We start from the raw sequence: 22,636 nt of genomic DNA on the forward strand, positions 1-22,636 counted from the left end.
TCAGGTTTTCTCATGGCACTAACGGCCGCGTTAAAAGCGCAAATCGCCGCCTGGTATAAGGCGCTTCAGGAACAGATCCCCGACTTTATCCCCCGTGCGCCGCAGCGGCAGATGATTGCTGACGTCGCGAAAACGCTGGCAGGTGAAGAAGGGCGGCATCTGGCGATTGAAGCGCCGACCGGGGTGGGGAAAACCCTGTCGTATCTGATTCCCGGTATTGCCATTGCGCGTGAAGAACAAAAAACGCTGGTAGTCAGTACCGCCAACGTTGCTTTGCAGGATCAGATCTACAGCAAAGATTTACCGCTGCTGCGCAAAATTATCCCTGACCTGCGTTTTACCGCCGCGTTTGGTCGCGGACGCTATGTCTGCCCGCGTAACTTAGCGGCGCTGGCCAGTACTGAACCCAATCAGCAGGATCTGCTGGCTTTTCTCGACGATGACCTGACGCCCAACAACCAGGAAGAACAAAAGCGCTGCGCCAGGTTAAAAGGCGATCTCGACAGCTACAAGTGGGACGGGCTGCGCGATCACACCGATATCGCCATTGACGACGGACTCTGGCAGCGTCTGAGCACCGATAAAGCTAGCTGTCTGAATCGCAACTGTCACTACTATCGTGAATGCCCTTTTTTTGTCGCCCGCCGGGAGATTCAGGAAGCTGAAGTGGTGGTGGCTAATCATGCGCTGGTGATGGCGGCGATGGAAAGCGAAGCCGTTTTGCCGGAGCCGAAAAACTTGTTGCTGGTACTTGATGAAGGCCACCATTTGCCGGATGTCGCGCGCGATGCGCTGGAGATGAGCGCGGAAATCAGCGCCCCCTGGTACCGGCTCCAGCTGGATCTGTTTTGCAAATTAGTGGCGACCTGTCTTGAACAGTTTCGCCCGAAAACCACGCCGCCGCTGGCGAATGCCGAGCGTCTGAACGGTCACTGTGAAGAGCTGTATGAACTGATTTCATCGCTCAATAACATTCTTAATCTGTATATGCCTGCTACTCAGGAGGCGGAACACCGCTTTGCGATGGGCGAACTGCCTGCAGAAGTGATGGAGATTTGTCAGCGTCTGGCAAAGCTTACGGAAATGCTACGCGGGCTGGCGGAACTGTTCCTCAACGATCTCAGCGAAAAAACCGGCACTCACGATATTGTGCGTCTGCATCGGGTTATTTTGCAGATGAACCGGGCGCTGGGCATGTTTGAGGCGCAAAGCAAACTGTGGCGGCTGGCATCGCTCGCGCAGTCGTCAGGTGCGCCGGTGAGTAAATGGGCGACGCGCGAGGTGCGTGACGGGCAGATCCACGTCTGGTTCCACTGCGTGGGGATCCGTGTGAGCGATCAGCTCGAACGACTGCTGTGGCGTAGCGTCCCGCATATTATCGTCACTTCCGCAACGCTGCGCTCGCTCAACAGCTTCTCGCGTTTGCAGGAGATGAGTGGTCTGAAGGAAAAAGCAGGGGATCGGTTTGTCGCGCTGGATTCACCGTTTAATCACGTTGAACAGGGCAAAATCGTCATTCCGCAGATGCGCTACGAACCGTTAATTGATAACGAAGAGCAGCATATCGCGGAAATGGCCGCCTATTTTCGCGAACAACTGGAAAGCAAAAAGCATCAGGGGATGCTGGTACTCTTTGCCAGCGGTCGGGCGATGCAGCGTTTTCTTGAGCATGTTACCGATCTGCGCCTGCTGTTGTTGGTGCAGGGCGATCAGCCGCGCTATCGTCTGGTAGAGTTGCACCGCAAACGGGTGACCAACGGCGAGCGCAGCGTGCTGGTTGGGCTGCAATCTTTCGCTGAAGGTCTGGACTTGAAAGGCGACCTGCTGACCCAGGTGCATATTCACAAAATTGCTTTTCCACCGATCGACAGCCCGGTGGTGATCACCGAGGGCGAGTGGTTGAAAAGCCTGAACCGCTACCCCTTCGAGGTGCAGAGCCTGCCTGCGGCGTCGTTCAATTTGATCCAGCAGGTTGGGCGACTCATCCGTAGCCATGGCTGCTGGGGAGAAGTGGTTATTTATGACAAACGTTTATTGACCAAAAACTATGGCAAGCGTTTACTGAACGCGTTACCCATATTTCCGATAGAGCAACCTGCTGTGCCAGACGTTATAGTAAAACCAAAAGAAAAAGCGAAACCCACGCGCCGCCGTCGGCGTTAACGATGCGAGCAACAGGCAAGGAGTTATCGATGGATTACCGCAAAATCATTAAAGAGATTGGGCGAGGAAAAAATCACGCGCGTGACCTGGACAAGGATACTGCTCGCGGACTGTATACCCATATGATGAACGGCGACGTACCTGATCTTGAGATGGGCGGGGTGCTGATTGCGCTACGTATTAAAGGCGAAGGCGAAGCGGAGATGCTGGGCTTTTACGAAGCGATGCAAAACCACACCATTCGCCTGACTCCGCCAGTAGCCAAACCCATGCCGATTGTCATTCCCAGCTACAATGGTGCACGCAAGCAGGCGAATTTGACGCCGCTGCTGGCGATTTTACTGCATAAGCTCGGTTTCCCGGTAGTAGTGCACGGCGTCAGCGAGGATCCAACCCGCGTGCTGACAGAAACCATTTTTGAACTGATGGGGATTACGCCAACGCTGCATGCCGGGCAGGCGCAGGCAAAGCTGGATGGTCATCAGCCGGTGTTTATCCCGGTGAGCGCGCTGTGCCCTCCGCTGGAGAAACAGCTGGCGATGCGCTGGCGCATGGGCGTGCGTAACAGTGCGCACACGCTGGCTAAATTAGCCACGCCGTTTGCTGAAGATGCGGCGCTGCGTCTTTCCAGCGTTTCCCACCCGGAATACGTCTCGCGTGTGGCGAAGTTCTTCGGCGATATCGGTGGGCGCGGCCTGTTGATGCATGGTACCGAGGGCGAAGTGTATGCCAACCCGCAGCGCTGCCCGCAGATAAGCCTGATAGATTCATCCGGTGTGCGAGTGTTACAGGACCGACAAAGCGAGATGCCTGACGAGCCGGTACCGCTGCCGGTGGCAAAAGATCCGGAAACCACCGCGCGCTGGATTGAGCGTTGTCTGGCTGGCAGTGAGCCGGTCCCGGCATCGTTGAAAATTCAGATGGCCTGCTGCCTGGTGGCAACCGGTGAATCCGCCTCGCTGGCCGAAGGACTTGCCCGCGTCGAGCAAAGTTTCTGATTTATTTGTTATCCCGACGGGCCTTTTACCTGGTCTGTCGGTTTTCTCTTTTCGGCAACGTGAAATTTCTGCACGTTTATTGACCTCCTGAGCGCCGTGGCGCAGCATAGTTTGTTGAAAAATAAGAAACACAACAAACACGCGACACAACAGGAGATAACAATGAACAGTGGACATCGCTTCCATGTGCCAACGCTGCACGCCTTTATCCAGGCCGTTTTTCACCAGATGGGAAGCAATGATCAGGAGGCGCGGCTGGTGGCCGATCATCTGATAGCCTCTAACCTCGCCGGTCACGACTCCCACGGCATCGGTATGATCCCAAGCTATATTCGTTCATTCTCGCTGGGGCATCTGCAAATCAACCGTCATGCCAAAGTGGTAAAAGATGCGGGGGCGGTGATTACGCTTGATGGCGATTGTGCCTTTGGTCAGGTGGCGGCTCACGAAGCCATCACGCTGGGGATTGAAAAAGCTCGTCAGCACGGTATCGCCGCCGTGGCATTACATAATTCGCATCATATCGGACGTATTGGCTACTGGGCGGAGCAATGCGCGGCTGCAGGTTTTGTCTCAGTGCATTTTGTGAGTGTGGTCGGGATCCCGATGGTTGCACCGTTTCATGGCCGCGATAGTCGTTTTGGCACTAACCCCTTCTGCGTTGTTTTTCCGCGTAAAAATACCTTCCCGCTATTGCTCGACTATGCAACCAGTGCCATCGCGTTTGGCAAAACCCGTGTGGCATGGCATAAGGGCGAGCCGGTAGCTCCTGGATGTCTGATTGATGTGGAGGGGATGCCTACAACCGATCCTGCGGTAATGCAGGTTTCTCCGCTGGGATCGTTGCTAACCTTTGCCGAGCACAAGGGGTATGCGCTGGCGGCGATGTGCGAAATTATGGGTGGTGCGCTTTCAGGGGGTAAAACCACACATGAAGAGAGCCTGCAGACCAGCCCGGACGCCATCATCAACTGTATGACCACTATTATTATGAATCCGGAACTGTTCGGCGCGCCGGACTGCGACAACCAGGTCGCAGCATTTGCTGAGTGGGTGAAAGCGTCCCCGCATGCTGAAGATGCCCCGATCCTGTTGCCTGGGGAGTGGGAAGTGAATACTCGCGAGGAACGGCTGGAACACGGTATTCCGCTGGATGCAGGAAGCTGGCAGGCGATTTGCGAGGCGGCGCTGCAAATAGGCATGCCGGACGCCGTATTGCAGGAATTCCGTCAACGACTTGAACACTAAGCAAAAAAAAAGCCCGTCCAGTGGCGGACGGGCAAACAAAGGGTAACAAACAGGGTCAATGAGGGTTGGAGCATTGGGTCGTACAGGTAATCTTTCGGTTATTTATAGATAACCGCGGTGCCGCTCATTTTGTCTTTACCGACAGCGGAAGTGATGCTGTAACCAGTTGCGCCAGCAGCAGCCGCTTTCTCAGCCAGTTTGGCTTCCAGGCCATCCAGTGTGGTGGCGCCATCAGCAGAAACTACACCAATTTTATTCATGCTTTGTGCCTGAGTGGAGGAAACCGGCTCGGCAGCGAAAACGCCAAATGACAGGGTAGACAGGGCGATGGCAGCAACAGCAAATTTGATATTTTTCATGATTAATCTCTCGCAGGGTTGTTCTGTTAGTAGTCAGTGTTCTTTAAGAAGACGTTGTTTCGTCGATGTGATAAGTATCACGTTTTTTTTGGTGAGAGAAAATCGAATAGAATTGACGACATCAATCAAAAAAATTGAATGACAAATAACTTATTGAATATTAATAAATTCAGGCGAGGGATTTACAGTTCTTGTCATTGCGCTTTACAGAGAAACCAACAACGGCACATTTTGCCACACAGAGTGCGAAAAAGCGTGCTCGTAAAGGAAATCGTATGCGCTGAAACTTTTGGTAAAGATGAGTCAACGTAGCTGGCTATCTTTAGAACCTCTGCGATTATATCCTGAAAATGCCGCGCTATGTGAATCTTTATCCTGTTGGCAAGTGATGCACAAGCGTACCCCAGGTACGGCCTCACGTCTGGCCTGAGGGATAGGATTGCCACATTCTTCGCATTCATACAGACTTTCCCCCGTCGGTAACTCACCGCGGGCACGGGCAACAGCATCTTCAATAGTATTGTTGATCTGTTCGTTTACAGCGTCGTCATTTGCCCATCCGGATGCCATGTGTACCTCCTGCAGATGTCTACAGACTAAGTATAGCGAAGATGATGGCTGAAAAACGACCATGCGCCAGCAGTATCAGATTTCAGACCATTCGCGCAGCAGGTTATGGTAGAGATTGAGTAATGACAGGATCTCGTTGCTCTCTCCATGATGAGCCTTCAGGGATTGAATGTTTTTATCCAGTTCAAAAAGCATGGCGCGATTTTTGTCGTCACGGATCATCGATTGTACCCACATAAAGGACGCCACACGAACGCCATGGGTTACTGGCGTGACGCAGTGCAGGCTGCTGGAAGGGTAAAGCACCAGATCGCCTGCCGGAAGCTTCACCGCATGCTGGCCGTAGGTGTCATTAACCAGCAGCTCTCCGCCTTCATAATCATCCGGATTACTCAGGAATAAGGTTGCGGAAAGGTCTGTGCGCATCCAGCCGTTCTCCGGATGGCTACGCACCGCGCCGTCAACGTGAAAACCGTAGGTCTCGTTGTCCTGGTAGCGATTAAACAGCGGTGTGGAGAGCGTTTTCGGTAGTGCCGCGGCGAAGAAAAGTGCGCTGTTATTTACCGCAGTCTGTACCGCCTGTTGTAAAACGCCGTAGCGTTCACTTTGCGTATTTACCTGCTGGTTGTTTTTAACCTGCGCCCCCTGAGTGCCGGTGGTTGCGCGGCCATCAACCCAGTCGGCTGCGTCCAGTTGCTCGCGAAACCAGGCTACATCCTGCGCCGACAGAACGCCGGGAATGTGGTACATCATCAGTGTTTCTCCTGAAAGTGGGGCTTTCGCCCCACGCGATGGATCAGAAATGCATATTGGCGGTGAGCAGGAAGGTTCTTGGCTCGCCTGGATGATAACGGTATCCACTCTTGTTTATGGAGGATACATAATCGGTGTCGAACAGGTTATAGACGTTTAGCTGGAAATCGAGATTGCGATTCACGCGATAGCCCAGTTTGGCGTCGGCGACCCAGTAACCTTCAGTGTAGGATGGCGTACCCACGGCGCCGTCCGAACCGCGATGCATACTGCCCACGTAGCGAGCGCCTGCGCCAACGGAAACATCGTCGGTTGCTTGACACTGGCTCCACAGCGTGAACGCATGTTCCGGCGTATAGGGCAGGGAAGAAGAACCATCCTGAGCAACGTTTTTGCCGCTGTGGATGGTGGCGCGTTGCTGGGTGTAACCCCCAATAATCTGCCATGCGGGGGTGATGTTGCCTGCTACCGAGAGCTCGTAGCCTTCAACGCGTTTCTTCCCGTACTGGGACCAGGTTCCGTCGTCGTTCTGCTCAACCTCATTCTCAATATCCGTGCGGAAAATTGCGGCGGTTAACAGCAGGCGCTTATCCAGCACCTCCCATTTGGTGCCAATCTCGCTGGTTTTCGCTTTCTGCGGTTTGAAGTCGGTACGGTTTGCGCTGTTACCGCTTCCGCCCTGAGCAAGGGCAAAGTTGCTGCCGCCCGGCGGTTGCTGAGAAACGGCATAGTTAATGTAGACATTGCCGTTATCGGTCAGGTGATACAGCGCGCCCGCTTTCCAGTTCACCAGATTGCCTGATTTGGCAGTATCCACAGTGGTGACCGGGGAACCTTTGGCGACGCCTGTCGGACATGCCACTGCACCACGGCCAGAAGCGCCGCAAGCGGTGGCGCTGTCATATTCAGTGCGGTAATTGTCGAGGCGAATACCACCGTTCAGCTCAAACTCACGGGTAATTTGTAGCGTATCAAAAGCGTATACGCCAAAGGTATCGGTTTGCCCGTTAGCGTTGGCGCCGTTACGCGATAATCCGCCGATATTCACGTCGCTGTTGGGATGATAAATATTAACCGGCGGCGGGGTAATCGGGGTGACGCCATAGTTGGTTTGTGTTTCGCGCGTCAACTCCACGCCGGTGCTGATGTCGTGACCGATGGATCCCGTGTAAAACTTTGAGGTCAGGTTGGTCTGGTTGGTCAGGATTTTGTTACTGACATCTTTGGTATTTGCCAGGCGTGACCATGTCCAGGTGTCGACGCTGCTGGTGGGTTGCGTAATATTAGACGCACCGCCCATCACCGCCGTCATCAGATAATCCTGTTTAATGCGCGACCAGCGGGTGGTGTTGCGAATCGTGGTGCTGTCGCTCAGGTCATGTTCAAAACGCATCGTCGCGGTATCGGTCGTCGAATCGTCGTAATCCGAGTTGGTGCCGTAGAAGTTATGCGTATCCACTTTTCCTGAATGATTCAGTGCAGACGTCCCTGCGGAAGGCGCGGAGTAACCCGGCAGGCCGATGGTGGGAATGCCTCCATCCGGTGTGTTGTGTTGAGTAACGTGCAGATAGTTCAGATACAGTCGGTTCTCGGTGCCTAAGCCAAAAGCAAGTGAGGGGGCCACGCCGTAACGTTCATTCTTAACATTATCGCGACCGGCATCATGTGTTTTTTCACCCATCAGGTTTAAACGTGCGGCGGTGGTCTCGCCGATAACCTGGTTGATGTCCAGCGTACCACGGCGGAACCAGGCGCTACCGACGCTGGCCGACGCATCGATTCCTGAGTCGGTACGCGGCTGTTTGCTGATCATATTGATAGAGCCAGTCGGTGCGCTACGTCCATAGTCGGTACCGGAAGGACCTTTAATCACTTCGACCTGTTCGGTATTGAAGGTATCGCGCGTGACGCTGCCGATATCACGAACACCGTCGATATAAATACTGTTCGAAGTATCCGCGCCACGCATATAAACCGCATCACCGGTAGTGGAGTTGCCGTTTTCGCCAGCGAAAAACGCGCCAACGCCCGGTACGTTTTTCAGCGCATCGGTCAAATTTGTTGCGCCTTGATCCTTAATCACCTGCTCAGAAATCACCGTCATGGTGCGGGTGGTATCCGCCACCGGGCGGGAGAATTTAGGGTCGGCAGACTGTGTTGGGGCGTACAGCGAAGGTTTGGCCGCTTCAACGACCAACGTATCTTCTTGTTTTTTATCCTGATCGCCTGCTGCGACAGCCTGGGCTACCGGAGACAGGCCAATGCACAGACCGGCAAAAAAAGTCAGTGAATGAAAACTACTGGACGGCAAGTTGCGATTTTTATCCATTTTAATTAATGACTTATTATTTTTTGAGTAGACGGTTTCACTCACGCGAAGGGACATCTCTGTGGATGTTGTACCCTGCAGGTCTCGCGAAAATGAATGTGTAATTGATAATGATTTTAATAATCATTTCTAATCAGTGCGACGTTTTAACATTCATTAATTCAAAAATAAATACATTTATTTACATTGGATTCAAAATGCCAACACATTGATTACAAATTGAGCTGCAATGAAGTGAACAGCGCGCACATAACTGCATTCGGGATGAATGCAGTTAGGCTAAGGAAGGGGAGTTATTTATAGATAGTTGCGGTGCCGTACATCTGATTTTTACCGCCAGCAGAATTAACGACAAAGCCTTTTGCCCCTTGCTCTTTCGCTTTCTCTGCCAGCTTGTCTTCGAGATCGCTCAGGTTAGTTGCACCGGTAGCAGATACTGTGCCGGAAGCTTGTAGCTGACCGGTAGCTGGGCTGGTGTATGGCTGTGCAGCAAAGGAGGCAAATGTCATGCCGGTAAGTACGGTAGCGGCAAGTAATGTGAGGCATTTCTTCATGGTGATATCCTCTGAAAAACAACAGGTGTGCCTGATAAGTTTAGGTCGTCAGCGGATGACATTTACCGCAAAAAACTGGTGATGAACTGTCTGTTTTTCGAACAATCAGCAAAGCGTCAAACAGGCGTAAAAAATCAAATTTCCTTGTTGTGTGTGTTTACCGCGTGGCGTTATGCGGGTATCTTACGCCGCTGTTAAAAGGAGAATGCTATGTCCGCCCAGAAACCGGGATTACACCCACGCAACCGCCACAATGGCCGTTATGATCTTGCGACTTTATGCCAGGTTACCCCAGAGCTGACGCAATTTCTCACCCTCACGCCCGGCGGCGAGCAGAGTGTTGATTTCGCCAATCCGCAGGCCGTCAAGGCGCTCAATAAGGCACTGCTGGCGCATTTTTATGCGGTGAAACACTGGGATATTCCAGACGGCTTTCTGTGCCCGCCGGTGCCTGGTCGCGCTGACTACATTCACCACCTGGCCGACCTGTTGGGGGAAACCAGCGGAACCATTCCGGCAAATGCGAGCATCCTGGACATAGGCGTAGGGGCAAACTGTATTTATCCGCTGATCGGCGTGCATGAATACGGCTGGCGATTCACGGGCAGTGAGAGCAGTAGCGAAGCGTTTAACAGCGCTCAGGCGATCATAAACGGCAATCCGGGGTTAACCCGTGCTATTCGTCTGCGTCGTCAGAAAGATGCTTCGGCAATCTTCAACGGTATCATTCACAAAAATGAGCAGTATGAAGCCACATTGTGTAACCCGCCATTCCATGATTCTGCGGCCTCAGCCCGCGCAGGAAGCGAGCGTAAACGTCGTAATCTGGGGCAAGATAAAGATGATGCGCTGAACTTTGGCGGACAACAGCAGGAGCTGTGGTGTGAAGGCGGCGAAGTAGCGTTCATCAAAAAAATGATCGTCGAAAGCCAGGCTTTTGGCCGTCAGGTTATGTGGTTTACCACGCTGGTTTCTCGCGGCGAGAACTTGCCTCCGCTGTACCACGCATTAACGGATGCGGGCGCGGTGAAAGTGGTCAAGAAAGAGATGGCCCAGGGGCAAAAGCAGAGTCGCTTTATTGCCTGGACCTTTATGGATAACGATCAGCGTCGTCGTTTTATGGCGCGTAAACGCTAAAGCGTTGGCTCGGTTGGCGGCAGCGGTTCGCTTGCCGCAGATGTTGGGCCATTCCCTGGTGCAGGCAACACTTGATAGGTCTGTACCGGGGCGCGTATGTTGGCCAGATCGAAGTATTTCTTCACCTGGCTGTCGAGCGCAAAACGTACCGTCCACTGCTTCAGCGGCAAGGTGGTAAACGAGACCCGTAGTGTGAATGCTGTATTGGTTAATCCTACAATCCCGGCAAACGACGGCTCGCCAATAATCAGCCCGCGAATATCATCTTTTTCCATCACCGCAGCAACCGCATCTTTCAACGCCTGATTCGCTTTATCCGCATCCTCATGGCGGTCTACGTCGTAATTGGCGACGACTGAGCCAATGCCACGCACAAAGTTGGCGAAGGTCGTTATCGATGACCAGGGAATGATATGGTACGCCCCGGTGTCCTGACGCACGCCCACAGAACGGATGGACATCCGTTCAACCGTACCGGTGAGTGGACCGATGGTCACCAGGTCGCCGGTGTTCATGCCATTTTCAAACTGAATAAAAATCCCGGTAATAATATCTTTTACCAGCGTTTGCGAGCCGAAAGAGATAGCCAGCCCCAGCGCCCCGGCCCCGGCCAGTAAGGGGGCGATATTGACGCCGATTTCCGACAACACAATCATGATGGTGATCGTGCTGATGATCACCGCCAGTGCGTTACGAAACAGTGTCAGTAGGGTGCGGGTACGAGCGCTGGGCAGCGGACGACCGTGGATATCGGAAGCCAGACGATTTTCAATCAGGCTGGCGAGAATCGTCCAGCCGATGGCGGAGAAGAATAAAATCAGCGCGATACGGATCAGGATATCCACTGTTTTTTCTCCTGCGCCGTAATGCAGCCAGTTCCAGAAGTCGAACAGCCCCCAGGCATTCAGTAGCAGCATCACCGCAACGCACACCGTCAGGATCCTGGCTACGCTTAACGCTGTCGACAGCCAGCCATTCAGCCGCTTTTGTAGTTCCGGATAGCTGCGCTGGGTGTGTGGCGAAAGGGTAATAGTTTTGGCTATCCAGCGGGAAAACATGCCGGAAACAAAGGCGGCAATTCCAATGATTACCAGGCTGCGCAGCGTAGCGCCCATCATGAATTTCAGGCTGTTGCCCGGATCAAACAGCGAAAAGAAAAACAGCACAATGAAATAGGCGCTGGCCAGCCAATGCCATACCAACGCAAAAGCACGAATAAACAGACTGAAAAAAGCGAGGGATCTTTCCGCCAGATTCAGCAAATGCTGCGTTATCTCTTTCTTGTTTCTGAAAATCAGGTACAGCGCCCATAGCGTGATACACAACATGATGATGACGTTGGCCATCGCGCCGACCTGCACGTTGACCTGATTAGAGATAATGGGTACGGCAACGATAAGCCCGTAGCCAATCAGGCTGCTCAATGAACTTAAACGGCGATTCCAGTAGCGTGCGCCAGCATCCTGAATGTTAAACGGGCGCAGCTCGGCCACCGTTGGGCAAAATATCAGGCGCAAAATGGCCTTGAAGAATTCAATCAGGGCGAAGGCATTGAGAAACAGACTTTGCTGAAAGGCGATCGTGCGACTGCCAGCGTTCATTTTGTCGCTCAGTATCTGCCCGACAAATAATGTCAGCGCCAGCAGAAGCAAATCGATAACGAATGCGCCAACGATCATCGCCGGAAGCTGAAGCCAGTTGCTGCGTTCGCGGTTTTTGCGTCGTGCCCATTGTCCCATTTTGCGATACAACGGTAGCGCGCACAGGCGAACCAGCCAGAAAAAACCGAACACTGACACCGCCAGCATTAAAAAATGCGTCAGAGCATTGGTGAACGTTTGCGGATTAAAGGTCTTATGCGGGGCATCGGTAATATTGCGATAAAGCTGGGCAAAGCGGCTGGAGAGCGCCTCACCGTAGTGGCGGGTGACGTCCGTGACGTTTTCCAGTACCGTTTTTTCTTCCGTTAACGTGGGCGGGACAATGGTCGGCACCGGCTCGGCAGGAGGGGCAGTGGCCACTTTGCGTAACTGACCGATCAGCTCCTGACGCGAGGCGTCATTTTCCAACACATCGGCCAGTGCACCGTAAGCCGCTTTTTTCTGTTCAATATCCGGCTCTTTCGCCGCTGTGGTTTGCGCGTTGGTTGATGTTGGCGTGGTGACGCCAGGAATTGTCACCGCCTGGGTCGGAAGACTCAACAGACAAACAATGATGAACAGGATCCCGCGCATGACTCCTCCCATGAGAAAATAAATACAAAAGGATAAGTATAGATGTCAGGGCGGGAGAGAATTGAAATGAGAGGATTCTGGTGAAAAACCTCCCTTCGGGCGAAGGGAGGCAGAGCTATCAGGAAACGTGCTGCAAGAATTCCTGTAAGCGTTGGCTGGGCGGATTTTCAATCAGGGCCTGCGGATTACCGTCTTCGGCAATACGACCCTTATCAATGAAAATCAGGCGTGAAGCCACTTTTTCGGCAAAACCGATTTCGTGGGTCACAATCACCATGGTCATCCCTTCTTCCGCCAGATCCTGCATAACTTTCAGAACCTCATGACGCAGTTCTGGATCCAGCGCTGAGGTTGGCTCATCAAACAGCATCATTTTCGGTTTCACCGCCAGCGCACGGGCAATAGCCACACGCTGTTGTTGACCGCCGGACAGCTCAGAAGGGTAGTGATGCGCGCGCTCGGCCAGACCCACTTTCGCCAGCAGTTCTTTCGCCAGTTTCTCGGCCTGTTCTTTATTCGCCCCGCGTACGCGCTGCGGCCCGAACATGACGTTTTCCAGCGCCGTCAGATGCGGGAACAGATAGAACTGCTGAAATACCATCCCGGCTTCCTGGCGGATTAACCGTTCGTCTACCTTCGGATCGTTCACTTTCAGACCGTCGACGATCAGATCGCCAGAGGTTATCTCTTCCAGTTTGTTAATGCAGCGTAGCAGGGTAGATTTACCGGATCCTGACGGCCCGATAATCACCACTACTTCACCCTGTTGAATGTTCAGGTCAATATTGTGCAGCACCTGGGTTGGACCAAAGTGCTTAGAAACGTTTTTAAATTCAATCACAGGATTTTCATCCTTCTTTCCAGACGACGCAGAATGAAGCTCAGCACCAGCGTTATGATCAGATAGAACACCGCAACGGCGCTCCAGATTTCCAGTGCGCGGAAGTTACCGGCAATGATTTCCTGGCCCTGACGGGTCAGTTCAGCGACGCCAATGACAATAAACAGCGAGGTATCTTTAATGCTGATGATCCACTGGTTGCCCAGCGGCGGCAGCATACGACGCAGCGCGAGAGGCAAAATAACGTGGCGAATAGTCTCTGTGCGTGAAAGTCCAAGGGCAAGTCCGGCTTCGCTGAATCCTTTATGGATTGAGAGCACCGCACCGCGGGTGATTTCCGCAATATAGGCACCGGAGTTGATCATGATGGTGACAACGGCGGCGCTAAAGGGGTCAATGCGTAAATCATTAAATGCCATTGGTAGAGCGAAGTAAATAAACATTACTTGCACAACGATTGGCGTACCGCGAATGACTTCGATAAACACCAGCGCTACGTGGTTGGCGATCCAACCGCCGAAAGTGCGCGCAAACCCTGCTGCAAGTCCGATTATCAGACCGCCAGCCAGACCGAGGACCGAGATCCACAGGGTCATTTTGGCGCCTTCAATCAAAAGCGGGATGGCGGGCCAGATGGCACTCCAGTCAAACTGCATATGTCGTTCCTGTTACCGTGGTGTAAATATTCAAATGCCCGTTTTGCCGGATGTGCTGGGCTTATCCGGCTTACAGGTCTCAAAAATCCAGGCGTAGGCCCGGTAAGCATCACGCCACCGGGCAACGCTACCGGTTATTATTTAGGTTCAGTACCGAACCATTTTTTGTAGATTTCGTTGTAAGTACCGTTCTCTTTCAGCGTTTTCAGCGCGCCGTTCACTTTCTCACGCAGGTCGTCGCTGCCTTTCGGGAAGGCGATGCCGTACTGCTGGGCTTCCAGTGATTCGCCTACAGCTTTGAACTGGCCATTGCCAGCTGTTTTGATGAAGTAAAGAATGTTTGGTGTGTCGTGCAGCACGGCGTCTGCGCGGTTGGTGCCCAGTTCCATATAGGCGTTATCGATGTTCGGGAACTGACGCAGGTCCTTGGTTTTGATATTCGCTTTCGCGTAATCAACGGAACCGGTACCGCTCTTAACTGCAACGACTTTACCATCCAGATCTTTTACGCTTTTGACGTCGTTGTTATTTGCTTTCACCATCACTAATAGACCGCTTTTGTAGTAGCCATCGGAGAAGTCGATCGCTTTTTTACGCTCATCGGTGATGGTGATACCCGCCAGCGCCAGGTCGACGTTTTTGGTTTGCAGAGCCGGGATGATGCCGCTGAAATCCATTGGTTTCAGTTCATAATCCAGTTTCAATTCTTTGGCAACGGCAGCCCACAGATCCACATCAAAACCAACGTATTTGTCACCCTGTTTGAATTCAAACGGTACAAACGCGGTGTCGGTTGCGACAACCAGTTTCTTGTCTGCGGCATGGGAGGACACCGCAAAAGCCAGGGTAAGTGCAGCCAGTGAAACTTTTAATACAGACTTCATAGGATTTCCTTTTATATCCACGGGGCGATCCCCTGCGAGAACATATGGCTTAATGAAAGAATCGTGCCAATTTTGCAACTCATTGTTTTAACAAGAGGGTATCTCGTTTCTCTGCACAATAAGTAGGGCAAAGCGAGTAATTTGCACTGTTTTGGGGCGCTCATTTGGTGCGAACCAGCCACGGTGCAAACGGTATGACTATTTAGCGTAAAAATTGTTGATAAAACAATCTTTCGTTAACGATTGTGTGAGGTGATTATTACAAATAATTTACTTTGGAGTGACGAACGATCAATGTTATGCACCATAGATGTGCAAAACCCCCGCCGGAGCGAGGGTTATATAGGTAATTCTTATGTCTGCGGTTACTCAATGTTGGCTTCAATAAACCACAGGAATTTATCGAGGTCGCGAGAAGCTGCGGTAAAGATATCTGCGGTATCTTCGTCTTTTGCTTCGCTAATAGCCTTACGTACGCTGTTTGCAACTACGGCATAACGTTCAGCCAGTTCTTTTAAGTGGTCCTGTACGCTATGGATATCCAGCGGGTAACTTTTCAGAGGCGTTTTGCTATTAATAACCTGAGTTGTGCCCAGTGCCACACCGCCCAACTGTACGGCGCGTTCAGCCATTGTGTCGAGGTGATCGGTCAGGGCTGTACGGAAGCCATCCAGCATTTCATGTACCGCAATGAAGTTTGCGCCGCGCATGTTCCAGTGAGCCTGTTTGGTGATCAATGACAGGTCAATGAACTGGATTACTTGCTGATTCAGCAGTTCTACGGTCGCTTTCTTTTCACTATCAGACACATCGTTGCGGGTATAAAGGAGAGCGGATGCTTTTGTTTTTACCAGTTTCGCGGTACTCATATTTTCATATCCTCTTGATAGTTATGTCCCAACTCTTCAACGGAATTAAGTATAGCGCTAAATTTGGATTTTTTTTTCCGGTGTTGCCTATTACTTTAATAGCGAAGAAAGGATAAATATAAAATATCTAGTAAAATCAATGCATTGATTGTTGTGTTTCTTGCGTGGTGTTATTTTTATGTTAATTTTGAGATTAAATGAAATATGCGGATGAGAAAATTATATTTTTTAGAATTATTATCACGCAGATTTACAATTGGATATTCTGCATGATTATGCAAACCATGCAGAATATTACGTGGTTAATTCACGTCGACTTGTTTTATTTGTGGCTCTTTACGAATAGTGAGCGTAGAGCCCATTGATGCGACGATAATGGCACCCAGAGCGAGTGTCTGGATAAGCGTCAGCGTTTCACCGAGGAAGATCATTCCGGAAACCGCTGCCAGGGCAGGTTCCATACTCATCAATGTACCGAAAGTACGCGTCGGCAGGCGCGTCAACGCAATCATCTCCAGTGAATAGGGAAGTGCAGTAGAGAGGACTGCAATGGCCAGGCCTAACGGCAGAATGGACCAATGCCACAAGGCATCACCAGCCTGGATCGCGCCGATTGGCACAAATACCAGCGCTGCAATTAATGACCCTACTGCGACGGTTGCCGGACCGTGTTCTGCCCCGGCTCGCTGCCCGGTAAGAATATAGATGGCCCAGCAGGCACCAGCCCCCAGCGCTAGCGCAGCACCGGTTAAATCGACGTGAGAAACGTCCTGACCTAATGGCAGCAGGAACCACAGTCCGAGTACAGCCAGTGCAACCCAAATGAAATCCACCGGGCGCCGGGATGAAAACAGCGCTACCGCCAGCGGGCCGGTAAATTCCAGCGCCACGGCAATTCCCAGTGGCACGGTCTGGATTGACAGATAGAAGAGATAGTTCATCCCGCCCAGAGACAGGCCATAAAACAGAAGGGGCAGGCGCTGTTCTTTGGCGAATCGCAAACGCCAGGGTTTAAAGAAGGCGATAAGGATGAGGGTGCCCAACGCAAGGCGCAACGCGGTAACGCCCGGCGCGCCGACGAGCGGGAACAGCGATTTCGCCAGAGATGCTCCGCTTTGAATGGAGGACATAGCAATTAGCAAAACCAAAATAGGCAACCAGACTGGCGCTTTACGTGACGACCCCGGCATCCTTTCTCCTGTCAAATTATGTCAATAGAAGTAAAACAGCGAGTGTAATGGAAATACACACATGTGGTTGAGTATTCGTTGAAAAAAAAATTGCTCAGTTCCGTACAATGGCATGAAAATGATGGATTAATAATCTGTGTGATTAGGAATAATCTGGATGAATGTGCCATATTGTGCGCGCAATAATGGCATTTTACGTTAGAAAAGTGATGTTAATTGAAAGAGATAGCGGATTCCTGAAATGTTCTGTTACATGAAAGACCCCGTTAGACATCGCTAATCGCAAAGAGTTTCCCATCAATTTTTGGTATATTTAAAACTTAAGATTTACTTGAAGCACATTTGAGGTGGTTATGAAAAAAATTGCATGTCTTTCAGCACTGGCCGCTGTTCTGGCTTTCTCCGCAGGTACTGCTGTAGCTGCTACTTCTACCGTTACCGGTGGTTACGCTCAGAGCGATGCTCAGGGCGCAGCGAACAAAATGAACGGTTTCAACCTGAAGTATCGCTACGAGCAGGACAACAACCCGCTGGGTGTTATCGGTTCCTTCACTTACACTGAAAAAGATCGTACCGATGCTTCTGGCGACTACAACAAAACCCAGTACTACGGCATCACTGCTGGTCCGGCTTACCGTCTGAACGACTGGGCAAGCATCTACGGTGTAGTTGGTGTTGGTTACGGTAAATTCCAGAACGCAGCATCCCCGGCTGACAACCACACCACCAGCGACTACGGTTTCTCTTACGGTGCTGGTCTGCAGTTCAACCCGATCGAAAACGTTGCTCTGGACTTCTCCTACGAGCAGAGCCGTATTCGTAGCGTTGACGTTGGCACCTGGATCGCTGGCGTGGGTTACCGCTTCTAATCACTTCGGTGATATGAAAAATCCGCCTCTCGGGGCGGATTTTTTTGCCTGCAACATGAGCTGTTAACGAGATTTGGTCTCGAAGATGTCGGTACCAAGGTGGTTGTAGTCCACCTTCTGCAGCTTAAAGTTGGTGATGTACACCGGCCCGGCTTTTTTCTCTGAGATAAAGCGGTAGCTGTTGGTTATTTCTTTTGCGCTAATCCCTGTCCACTGCGAGAAAAAGCTGAGGAAATCATTGGCGGATCGGCGGGCCTTAATCACCCGATGCGCTTTATCATCGCTCGACAGCACCATGAAAGGTACCTGGAAATTCTGCTGGAACTGATCGTCATGCGCCAGGTACTGCACCTCTTTTCCACGCTCTTTAAACGCGAGGCCATGATCGGAGAAATAGACCATCGAGAAGCTGGTACCGCTATTACGTAGCTGATCGTATAGCTGGCGCAGTAGGTCATCCGTTTGCGTCATGGTGTACAGGTAGCAAGACGTCTCTTTTGACTGGACGAAAGTCTCGTACCTACCCTGCGTACGGTCGCAGGCCTGCGGATGTGAGCCCATTAAATGCAGTACAATAAGCTGCGGCTGAGTGCGCTCGGTTGCCAGCACCTGTGCGGTCATCTTCAACAGCGCTTCGTCACGGGTATTTTTATCCGCTTCGAAGTCACCGTTCTTGAGGAACTGAACTTCATCAGCGCGTTTTGCAATGCTGGCGATGGCCGTGTCGTATTCACCAATTTGTCCCTGATTGGAAAACCACCATGTCTGGAAACCTGCTCGGTTGGCCAGGGTGACAAAGTTATCCTGGAACTGGGGCTTATTGTCGACCACCCGATTCAGCGTCAGGCCGAGTGATTTTTGCGTTGAACCGCTGGCAGCAATGTAATCCGCAAAGATGTAGCCGTTAACGGAGCTGGCAAACGGGGTGTTATCCCAGTGGCCGCCAAACGCGCCTAACGCATCGCGGCGGGCGCTTTCGCCGATCACCACGACGTAGGTGTGATATTTCGGCTTCACGGCGGTTACGGTCCAACTGTCTTTCACGCTCGACAGCTTCGCCATACGCTCTTGTTCGTCGAGCACTTCGTTGTTATTGACGATCACGTCTTTGGCAAACCGGAAAACCGGATAGCCAGTGTCTTTCAGCTTGAACACGCCGCCCCAGGCCAGGTTTTGTACCGGGGTAACAAAGAATGCGACAACGCTGAACAGCAAACAAACGCTGTCGAACTTATTCCAGCTGCGCTTTTGTTCATCTTTTTTACGACGTACGGCGATAACGCCAAGGGCGAAAATAAACACCCCAACCAGATAACTGTACCAGGGGAAGATGGTCAGGATTTCGGTGGACTCTTCCATATTGGTTGAGTGCAGCGCCAGCAAGGTATTGAAGTTCGGTGAGCCGTAAGCCTGGCCGAACGGAAAGTACATTGCCGCAATCAGTGAGCAAAGGCCAATCAGCACTTTCTGCGCGCGCGGCGCGCTGCGCCACAGCAGCATCAATATACAGGTGAAAGCAACGCTATAGAGCAGGCTAAGCGGATAGCCCAGCGCAAGGTTGATCAGCAGAGACTGTAAGAAATAGAGGCCAGTCCACGGACTAATCGCCCGGCTACGAGCAATGATTGAATCTTTGAGGGTTAAATTCATATGCCACTGTTACAAAAACGCCATGTGCTTACCCTGGCGCTAAGGGTCATTGCCTGCCTGAGAGAGCGAGAAGAGGGATAGGGTCCGCATCCGCGAGCCGCAATATATGCAGGGCTGCGAAAAGATAGAGTGTGCGCAAGAGAAGGTCAACTACTACAAAGAAATTGTTTTGTGAGGGACGTGGCAAAACTGACAAAAAGAAGGGTTATTGGGACGAAAACCACCACCGTACCCGGATGACGGCAGGAAAAAGAAGCGGCGTACCGCAACGCCGCATTAATTTTCTGAAGGTTTATCCTTCTCTGGTTTGCTGTTAATCATGTCACACAGCATAGAGATCAGCATCAACCGTACTTTAAAGGGAGAGTGGCTAAACACGCGTATACACCTCTTAAATTCATTCATGTAAACCTCCTGACTTCACGATCCCATCAGTCCTTGAGGGATGTCTTTATTATATACAGATATAGCACAGGCTATATTATATAGCTATTGCTAAAACGTTAATTTTTTGTGCCCGCGCAACTCTGGTTTACAATGAGCGCTCTCTAATCAGATGCCGTTAACGCGTCACAGTAACGAGGAAGCAGAATGAGTCGTCGCGCAGGTACGCCAACAACAAAAAAAGTGACGCAATTGGTGAATGTCGAAGAACACGTTGAAGGATTTCGTCAGGTCCGGGAGGCGCATCGCCGTGAGCTGATTGATGACTACGTAGAGCTGATTTCCGATCTCATTATTGAGGTAGGTGAAGCGCGCCAGGTGGATATGGCCGCACGGCTTGGGGTTTCCCAGCCGACGGTTGCTAAAATGCTTAAGCGTCTTGCTTCAGTCGGATTGATTGAAATGATCCCCTGGCGAGGCGTGTTTTTAACCGCAGAAGGTGAACGACTGGCTCAGGAAAGTCGGGAGCGTCATCAGATTGTGGAGAATTTCCTGTTGATGTTAGGTATCAGTCCGGAAATTGCCCGTCGCGACGCGGAGGGGATGGAGCATCACGTCAGTAAGGAAACGCTGGAGGCTTTTAGCCGGTTTACGCAACAGCAAGGAACAGGCTCTGAATGAGTTTTCCTTTATTACGCGCCTTACAGCGCGATCGTTTTTTCCAGCTGTTAATCATCGTTGGGGTTGTACTGAGCCTGTTCACGCCATTTACACCCCGGTCGTGGCCGGGAGCGATTGACTGGCACACAATTATCACACTCAGTGGCCTGATGTTACTGACCAAAGGCGTGGAGCTAAGCGGTTACTTCGATGTGTTAGGGCGCAAGATGACCCGCCGTTTCAAAACAGAGCGCCAGCTGGCGATATTTATGGTGCTGGCGGCGGCGTTGTTGTCGACGTTTCTGACCAACGATGTTGCGCTGTTTATTGTTGTTCCGCTGACCATCACCCTGAAAAAATTGTGCGCTATTCCGGTGAATCGCCTGATTATCTTTGAGGCGCTGGCGGTTAACGCCGGATCGTTGCTCACGCCAATAGGCAATCCACAAAATATTCTGATGTGGGGACGCTCAGGCTTATCGTTTACCGCGTTTACCTGGCAAATGGCGCCGCTTGCGGGGGCCATGATGCTGACGCTGGTGGTGCTGTGCTGGTTCAGTTTCCCGAATAAAGCGTTGCACTATCATACCGGTACGCGCGCACCTGACTGGCAACCGCGTCTGGTGTGGGGCTGTCTGATGTTGTATATCATCTTCCTTGCAGCACTGGAGTTAAAACAAGAGCTGTGGGGTCTGGCGATTGTGGCGGCAGGGTTCATGGTGCTGGCTCGCCGCGTGATCCTCAGCGTAGACTGGACGCTGCTGTTGGTGTTTATGGCGATGTTCATTGATGTGCACTTGCTGACGCAGCTTCCGGCCCTGCAGGGGATAACCCACCAGATTGGCGCGCTTTCAGCGCCGGGACTTTGGCTGACCGCCATTGGCCTGTCGCAGTTTATCAGTAATGTGCCCAGTACGATTTTGCTGCTGAACTACGTCCCGCCAACGCTGCTTCTGGCCTGGGCGGTCAATGTGGGCGGCTTTGGGCTGTTGCCAGGATCGCTGGCGAATCTCATTGCGTTACGGATGGCAAACGACCGCCGGATCTGGTGGCGTTTTCATTGGTATTCGGTACCGATGCTGATATGGGCGGCGCTGGTGGGTTATGGTTTGTTGTTATTAATGTAATAGCGGCATTGAGGCAATAAAAAAGGCGGATGAATCATCCGCCTTTTTCGTTTTAGGTATGTGCTTAGTTCAGACGAACCGGCATACCTGAACGGTTCTGTACCGCCTGCTCAACGACTGCCTGATCGACGTCAGGCTGACCGGTGATGCTGGTAATGCTCTTGGTCAGGGTAATCGGTACAATTTCCCCGCCTTCGAACTGTGCTTCAGTCGTAGACAGCGGGTTATGTACTTCGATGTAACGGCTACCGTCTGGTTCGGTAGTGGCTTTTACCGGCTCATCAATAAACTGTACACGGGTGCCGACCGGCACATTTTCAAACAAGAATTTGATGTCGTCGTTACGCAGACGTACGCAACCGTGGCTGACACGTAAGCCGACGCCGAAGTTAGCATTGGTACCGTGGATAGCATACAGGCGACCGATATACAGCGCGTACAGTCCCATCGGGTTATCCGGACCAGCCGGAACAACGGCTGGCAGCGGCTCGCCTGCAGCGCGGTATTCCGCATGCATTTTCGCCGTTGGCGTCCAGGTTGGGCCTGCTTTTTTACGTTCTACTTTGGTGGTCCAGTTGATTGGCGTGTCTTTGCCCAACTGGCCGATACCGATCGGCAGAACAATGACGGTGTTGGTGCCTTTCGGGTAGTAGTACAGACGCATTTCAGCGCTGTTGATAACAATACCTTCATGCACGGTATCCGGCAGGATCAACTGCTGAGGAATGTTCAGCACGGTGCCGCCTTTCGGCAGGAAGGTATCCACGCCCGGGTTGGCTTCCAGCATGTTAGACAGACCCATCTGATACTCTGCCGCAAAATACTCCAGCGGTTGGGTGTTGCCTTCAGGAATAGTAATGACCTGGTTTTGGCCAATCAAACGGCTACCATCGGTCGGCAGCGGGTACGTGACGGCTGAAGCGGTATTACAAAAACCAACTATTGCGAGTGCCGCCGCGAAAAGCGTTGTTAATTTCATATTCATATTCATGTATGCGAGATTCAGTGCCAGGCAGGCTAGTGGGTTGAGATTTATGTAGTGTTGGGCACGCATTATATGTGCAATCTGAGCAACAAGGAATTCGGATGTGTACTAAATCACATTTTTTTCCTTTTGGTTTCACTTTATCCCTTCCGCATGAAGACGCGATCTTCTTGCAG

The 22,636-nt window shown here is 51.8% G+C and carries 21 protein-coding genes; 7 read left to right on the forward strand and 14 right to left on the reverse strand.

Going from position 1 to position 22,636, the window contains the following annotated elements:
• The first annotated feature begins 12 nt into the window (after positions 1-12).
• The 3 genes from dinG (at position 13) to OGV57_RS02305 (ending at position 4,409) form a co-directional block, all read left to right on the forward strand.
• Positions 13-2,163 (forward strand): ATP-dependent DNA helicase DinG, encoded by a 2,151-nt coding sequence (dinG, locus tag OGV57_RS02295; RefSeq protein ID WP_003035224.1) that lies wholly within the window; start codon positions 13-15, stop codon positions 2,161-2,163.
• 29 nt (positions 2,164-2,192) lie between these two features.
• Entirely contained in the window at positions 2,193-3,161 is a 969-nt protein-coding gene (gene ybiB, locus OGV57_RS02300; RefSeq protein ID WP_003035227.1) for a DNA-binding protein YbiB, read from the forward strand.
• A 162-nt stretch (positions 3,162-3,323) separates the two neighbouring features.
• Complete coding sequence (locus OGV57_RS02305; RefSeq protein WP_003845417.1) at positions 3,324-4,409, forward strand: malate/lactate/ureidoglycolate dehydrogenase; 1,086 nt, start codon at positions 3,324-3,326, stop codon at positions 4,407-4,409.
• Between the two features lie 98 nt (positions 4,410-4,507).
• On the opposite strand, the gene ybiJ is transcribed toward OGV57_RS02305, so the two are convergent.
• The 5 genes from ybiJ to mcbA form a co-directional block, all read right to left on the reverse strand.
• Positions 4,508-4,768 carry a DUF1471 family protein YbiJ gene (gene ybiJ / locus OGV57_RS02310; protein WP_003035231.1) on the reverse strand — a complete coding sequence of 87 codons (261 nt, stop codon included), beginning with the start codon at positions 4,766-4,768 and terminating at the stop codon, positions 4,508-4,510.
• Positions 4,769-5,071: 303 nt separating this feature from the next.
• On the reverse strand, positions 5,072-5,338 hold the full coding sequence (locus OGV57_RS02315; RefSeq protein ID WP_003035233.1) for a DksA/TraR family C4-type zinc finger protein: 267 nt from the start codon (positions 5,336-5,338) through the stop codon (positions 5,072-5,074).
• Positions 5,339-5,413: 75 nt separating this feature from the next.
• The gene (ybiX, locus tag OGV57_RS02320) at positions 5,414-6,091 is read right to left on the reverse strand and encodes a PKHD-type hydroxylase YbiX (protein ID WP_054528213.1); all 678 of its coding nucleotides are present in this window, start codon (positions 6,089-6,091) and stop codon (positions 5,414-5,416) included.
• Between the two features lie 43 nt (positions 6,092-6,134).
• A complete protein-coding gene (locus OGV57_RS02325; RefSeq protein WP_286530709.1) occupies positions 6,135-8,420 on the reverse strand; it encodes a catecholate siderophore receptor Fiu in 2,286 nt (761 codons plus the stop codon).
• A 293-nt stretch (positions 8,421-8,713) separates the two neighbouring features.
• Positions 8,714-8,974, reverse strand: coding sequence for a DUF1471 family periplasmic protein McbA (gene mcbA / locus OGV57_RS02330; protein ID WP_003837009.1), 261 nt, complete (start codon positions 8,972-8,974; stop codon positions 8,714-8,716).
• 210 nt (positions 8,975-9,184) lie between these two features.
• On the opposite strand from mcbA, the gene rlmF reads away from it, so the two are divergent.
• Positions 9,185-10,111: a 23S rRNA (adenine(1618)-N(6))-methyltransferase RlmF gene (rlmF, locus tag OGV57_RS02335; RefSeq protein WP_048233309.1), complete on the forward strand. Its 927-nt coding sequence runs from the start codon at positions 9,185-9,187 to the stop codon at positions 10,109-10,111.
• Here rlmF and ybiO read toward each other — a convergent pair.
• From ybiO to rhtA, 6 genes are all read right to left on the reverse strand, one after another.
• Positions 10,108-12,345 carry a mechanosensitive channel protein gene (gene ybiO / locus OGV57_RS02340; RefSeq protein ID WP_048233310.1) on the reverse strand — a complete coding sequence of 746 codons (2,238 nt, stop codon included), beginning with the start codon at positions 12,343-12,345 and terminating at the stop codon, positions 10,108-10,110. The genes rlmF and ybiO overlap by 4 nt on opposite strands.
• A gap of 118 nt (positions 12,346-12,463) precedes the next feature.
• Positions 12,464-13,186, reverse strand: a complete 723-nt coding sequence (glnQ, locus tag OGV57_RS02345) for a glutamine ABC transporter ATP-binding protein GlnQ (RefSeq protein WP_003035246.1) — start codon at positions 13,184-13,186, stop codon at positions 12,464-12,466.
• On the reverse strand, positions 13,183-13,842 hold the full coding sequence (gene glnP, locus OGV57_RS02350) for a glutamine ABC transporter permease GlnP (RefSeq protein WP_003035248.1): 660 nt from the start codon (positions 13,840-13,842) through the stop codon (positions 13,183-13,185). The genes glnQ and glnP overlap by 4 nt, the downstream gene beginning before the upstream one ends.
• A 137-nt stretch (positions 13,843-13,979) precedes the next feature.
• Positions 13,980-14,726, reverse strand: coding sequence for a glutamine ABC transporter substrate-binding protein GlnH (gene glnH / locus OGV57_RS02355; protein ID WP_003837002.1), 747 nt, complete (start codon positions 14,724-14,726; stop codon positions 13,980-13,982).
• A 365-nt stretch (positions 14,727-15,091) separates the two neighbouring features.
• On the reverse strand, positions 15,092-15,595 hold the full coding sequence (gene dps / locus OGV57_RS02360; RefSeq protein ID WP_003035253.1) for a DNA starvation/stationary phase protection protein Dps: 504 nt from the start codon (positions 15,593-15,595) through the stop codon (positions 15,092-15,094).
• Between the two features lie 302 nt (positions 15,596-15,897).
• Positions 15,898-16,785, reverse strand: a complete 888-nt coding sequence (rhtA, locus tag OGV57_RS02365; RefSeq protein WP_003035255.1) for a threonine/homoserine exporter RhtA — start codon at positions 16,783-16,785, stop codon at positions 15,898-15,900.
• Positions 16,786-17,138: 353 nt separating this feature from the next.
• On the opposite strand from rhtA, the gene ompX reads away from it, so the two are divergent.
• Complete coding sequence (ompX, locus tag OGV57_RS02370; protein WP_003035257.1) at positions 17,139-17,654, forward strand: outer membrane protein OmpX; 516 nt, start codon at positions 17,139-17,141, stop codon at positions 17,652-17,654.
• A 63-nt stretch (positions 17,655-17,717) separates the two neighbouring features.
• Here the strand turns inward: ompX and OGV57_RS02375 are convergent, their stop codons facing one another.
• Together OGV57_RS02375 and mntS are read right to left on the reverse strand one after the other, a co-directional pair.
• The gene (locus OGV57_RS02375) at positions 17,718-19,304 is read right to left on the reverse strand and encodes a phosphoethanolamine transferase (protein WP_046669903.1); all 1,587 of its coding nucleotides are present in this window, start codon (positions 19,302-19,304) and stop codon (positions 17,718-17,720) included.
• A 276-nt stretch (positions 19,305-19,580) separates the two neighbouring features.
• A complete protein-coding gene (gene mntS / locus OGV57_RS02380; protein ID WP_003836996.1) occupies positions 19,581-19,709 on the reverse strand; it encodes a manganase accumulation protein MntS in 129 nt (42 codons plus the stop codon).
• Positions 19,710-19,895: 186 nt separating this feature from the next.
• Between mntS and mntR the strand changes: the two genes are divergently transcribed.
• Together mntR and OGV57_RS02390 are read left to right on the forward strand one after the other, a co-directional pair.
• On the forward strand, positions 19,896-20,369 hold the full coding sequence (gene mntR / locus OGV57_RS02385; RefSeq protein WP_003035264.1) for a manganese-binding transcriptional regulator MntR: 474 nt from the start codon (positions 19,896-19,898) through the stop codon (positions 20,367-20,369).
• Positions 20,366-21,475 (forward strand): anion transporter, encoded by a 1,110-nt coding sequence (locus OGV57_RS02390; protein WP_048233313.1) that lies wholly within the window; start codon positions 20,366-20,368, stop codon positions 21,473-21,475. The genes mntR and OGV57_RS02390 overlap by 4 nt, the downstream gene beginning before the upstream one ends.
• A 64-nt stretch (positions 21,476-21,539) precedes the next feature.
• Here OGV57_RS02390 and ldtB read toward each other — a convergent pair whose 3' ends face one another.
• Complete coding sequence (ldtB, locus tag OGV57_RS02395) at positions 21,540-22,460, reverse strand: L,D-transpeptidase (protein WP_003845438.1); 921 nt, start codon at positions 22,458-22,460, stop codon at positions 21,540-21,542.
• Between the last annotated feature and the right edge of the window lie 176 nt (positions 22,461-22,636).

Origin of the sequence: Citrobacter sp. Cf087 (assembly GCF_030334285.1) — a bacterium.
Taxonomy (GTDB): domain Bacteria; phylum Pseudomonadota; class Gammaproteobacteria; order Enterobacterales; family Enterobacteriaceae; genus Citrobacter; species Citrobacter freundii.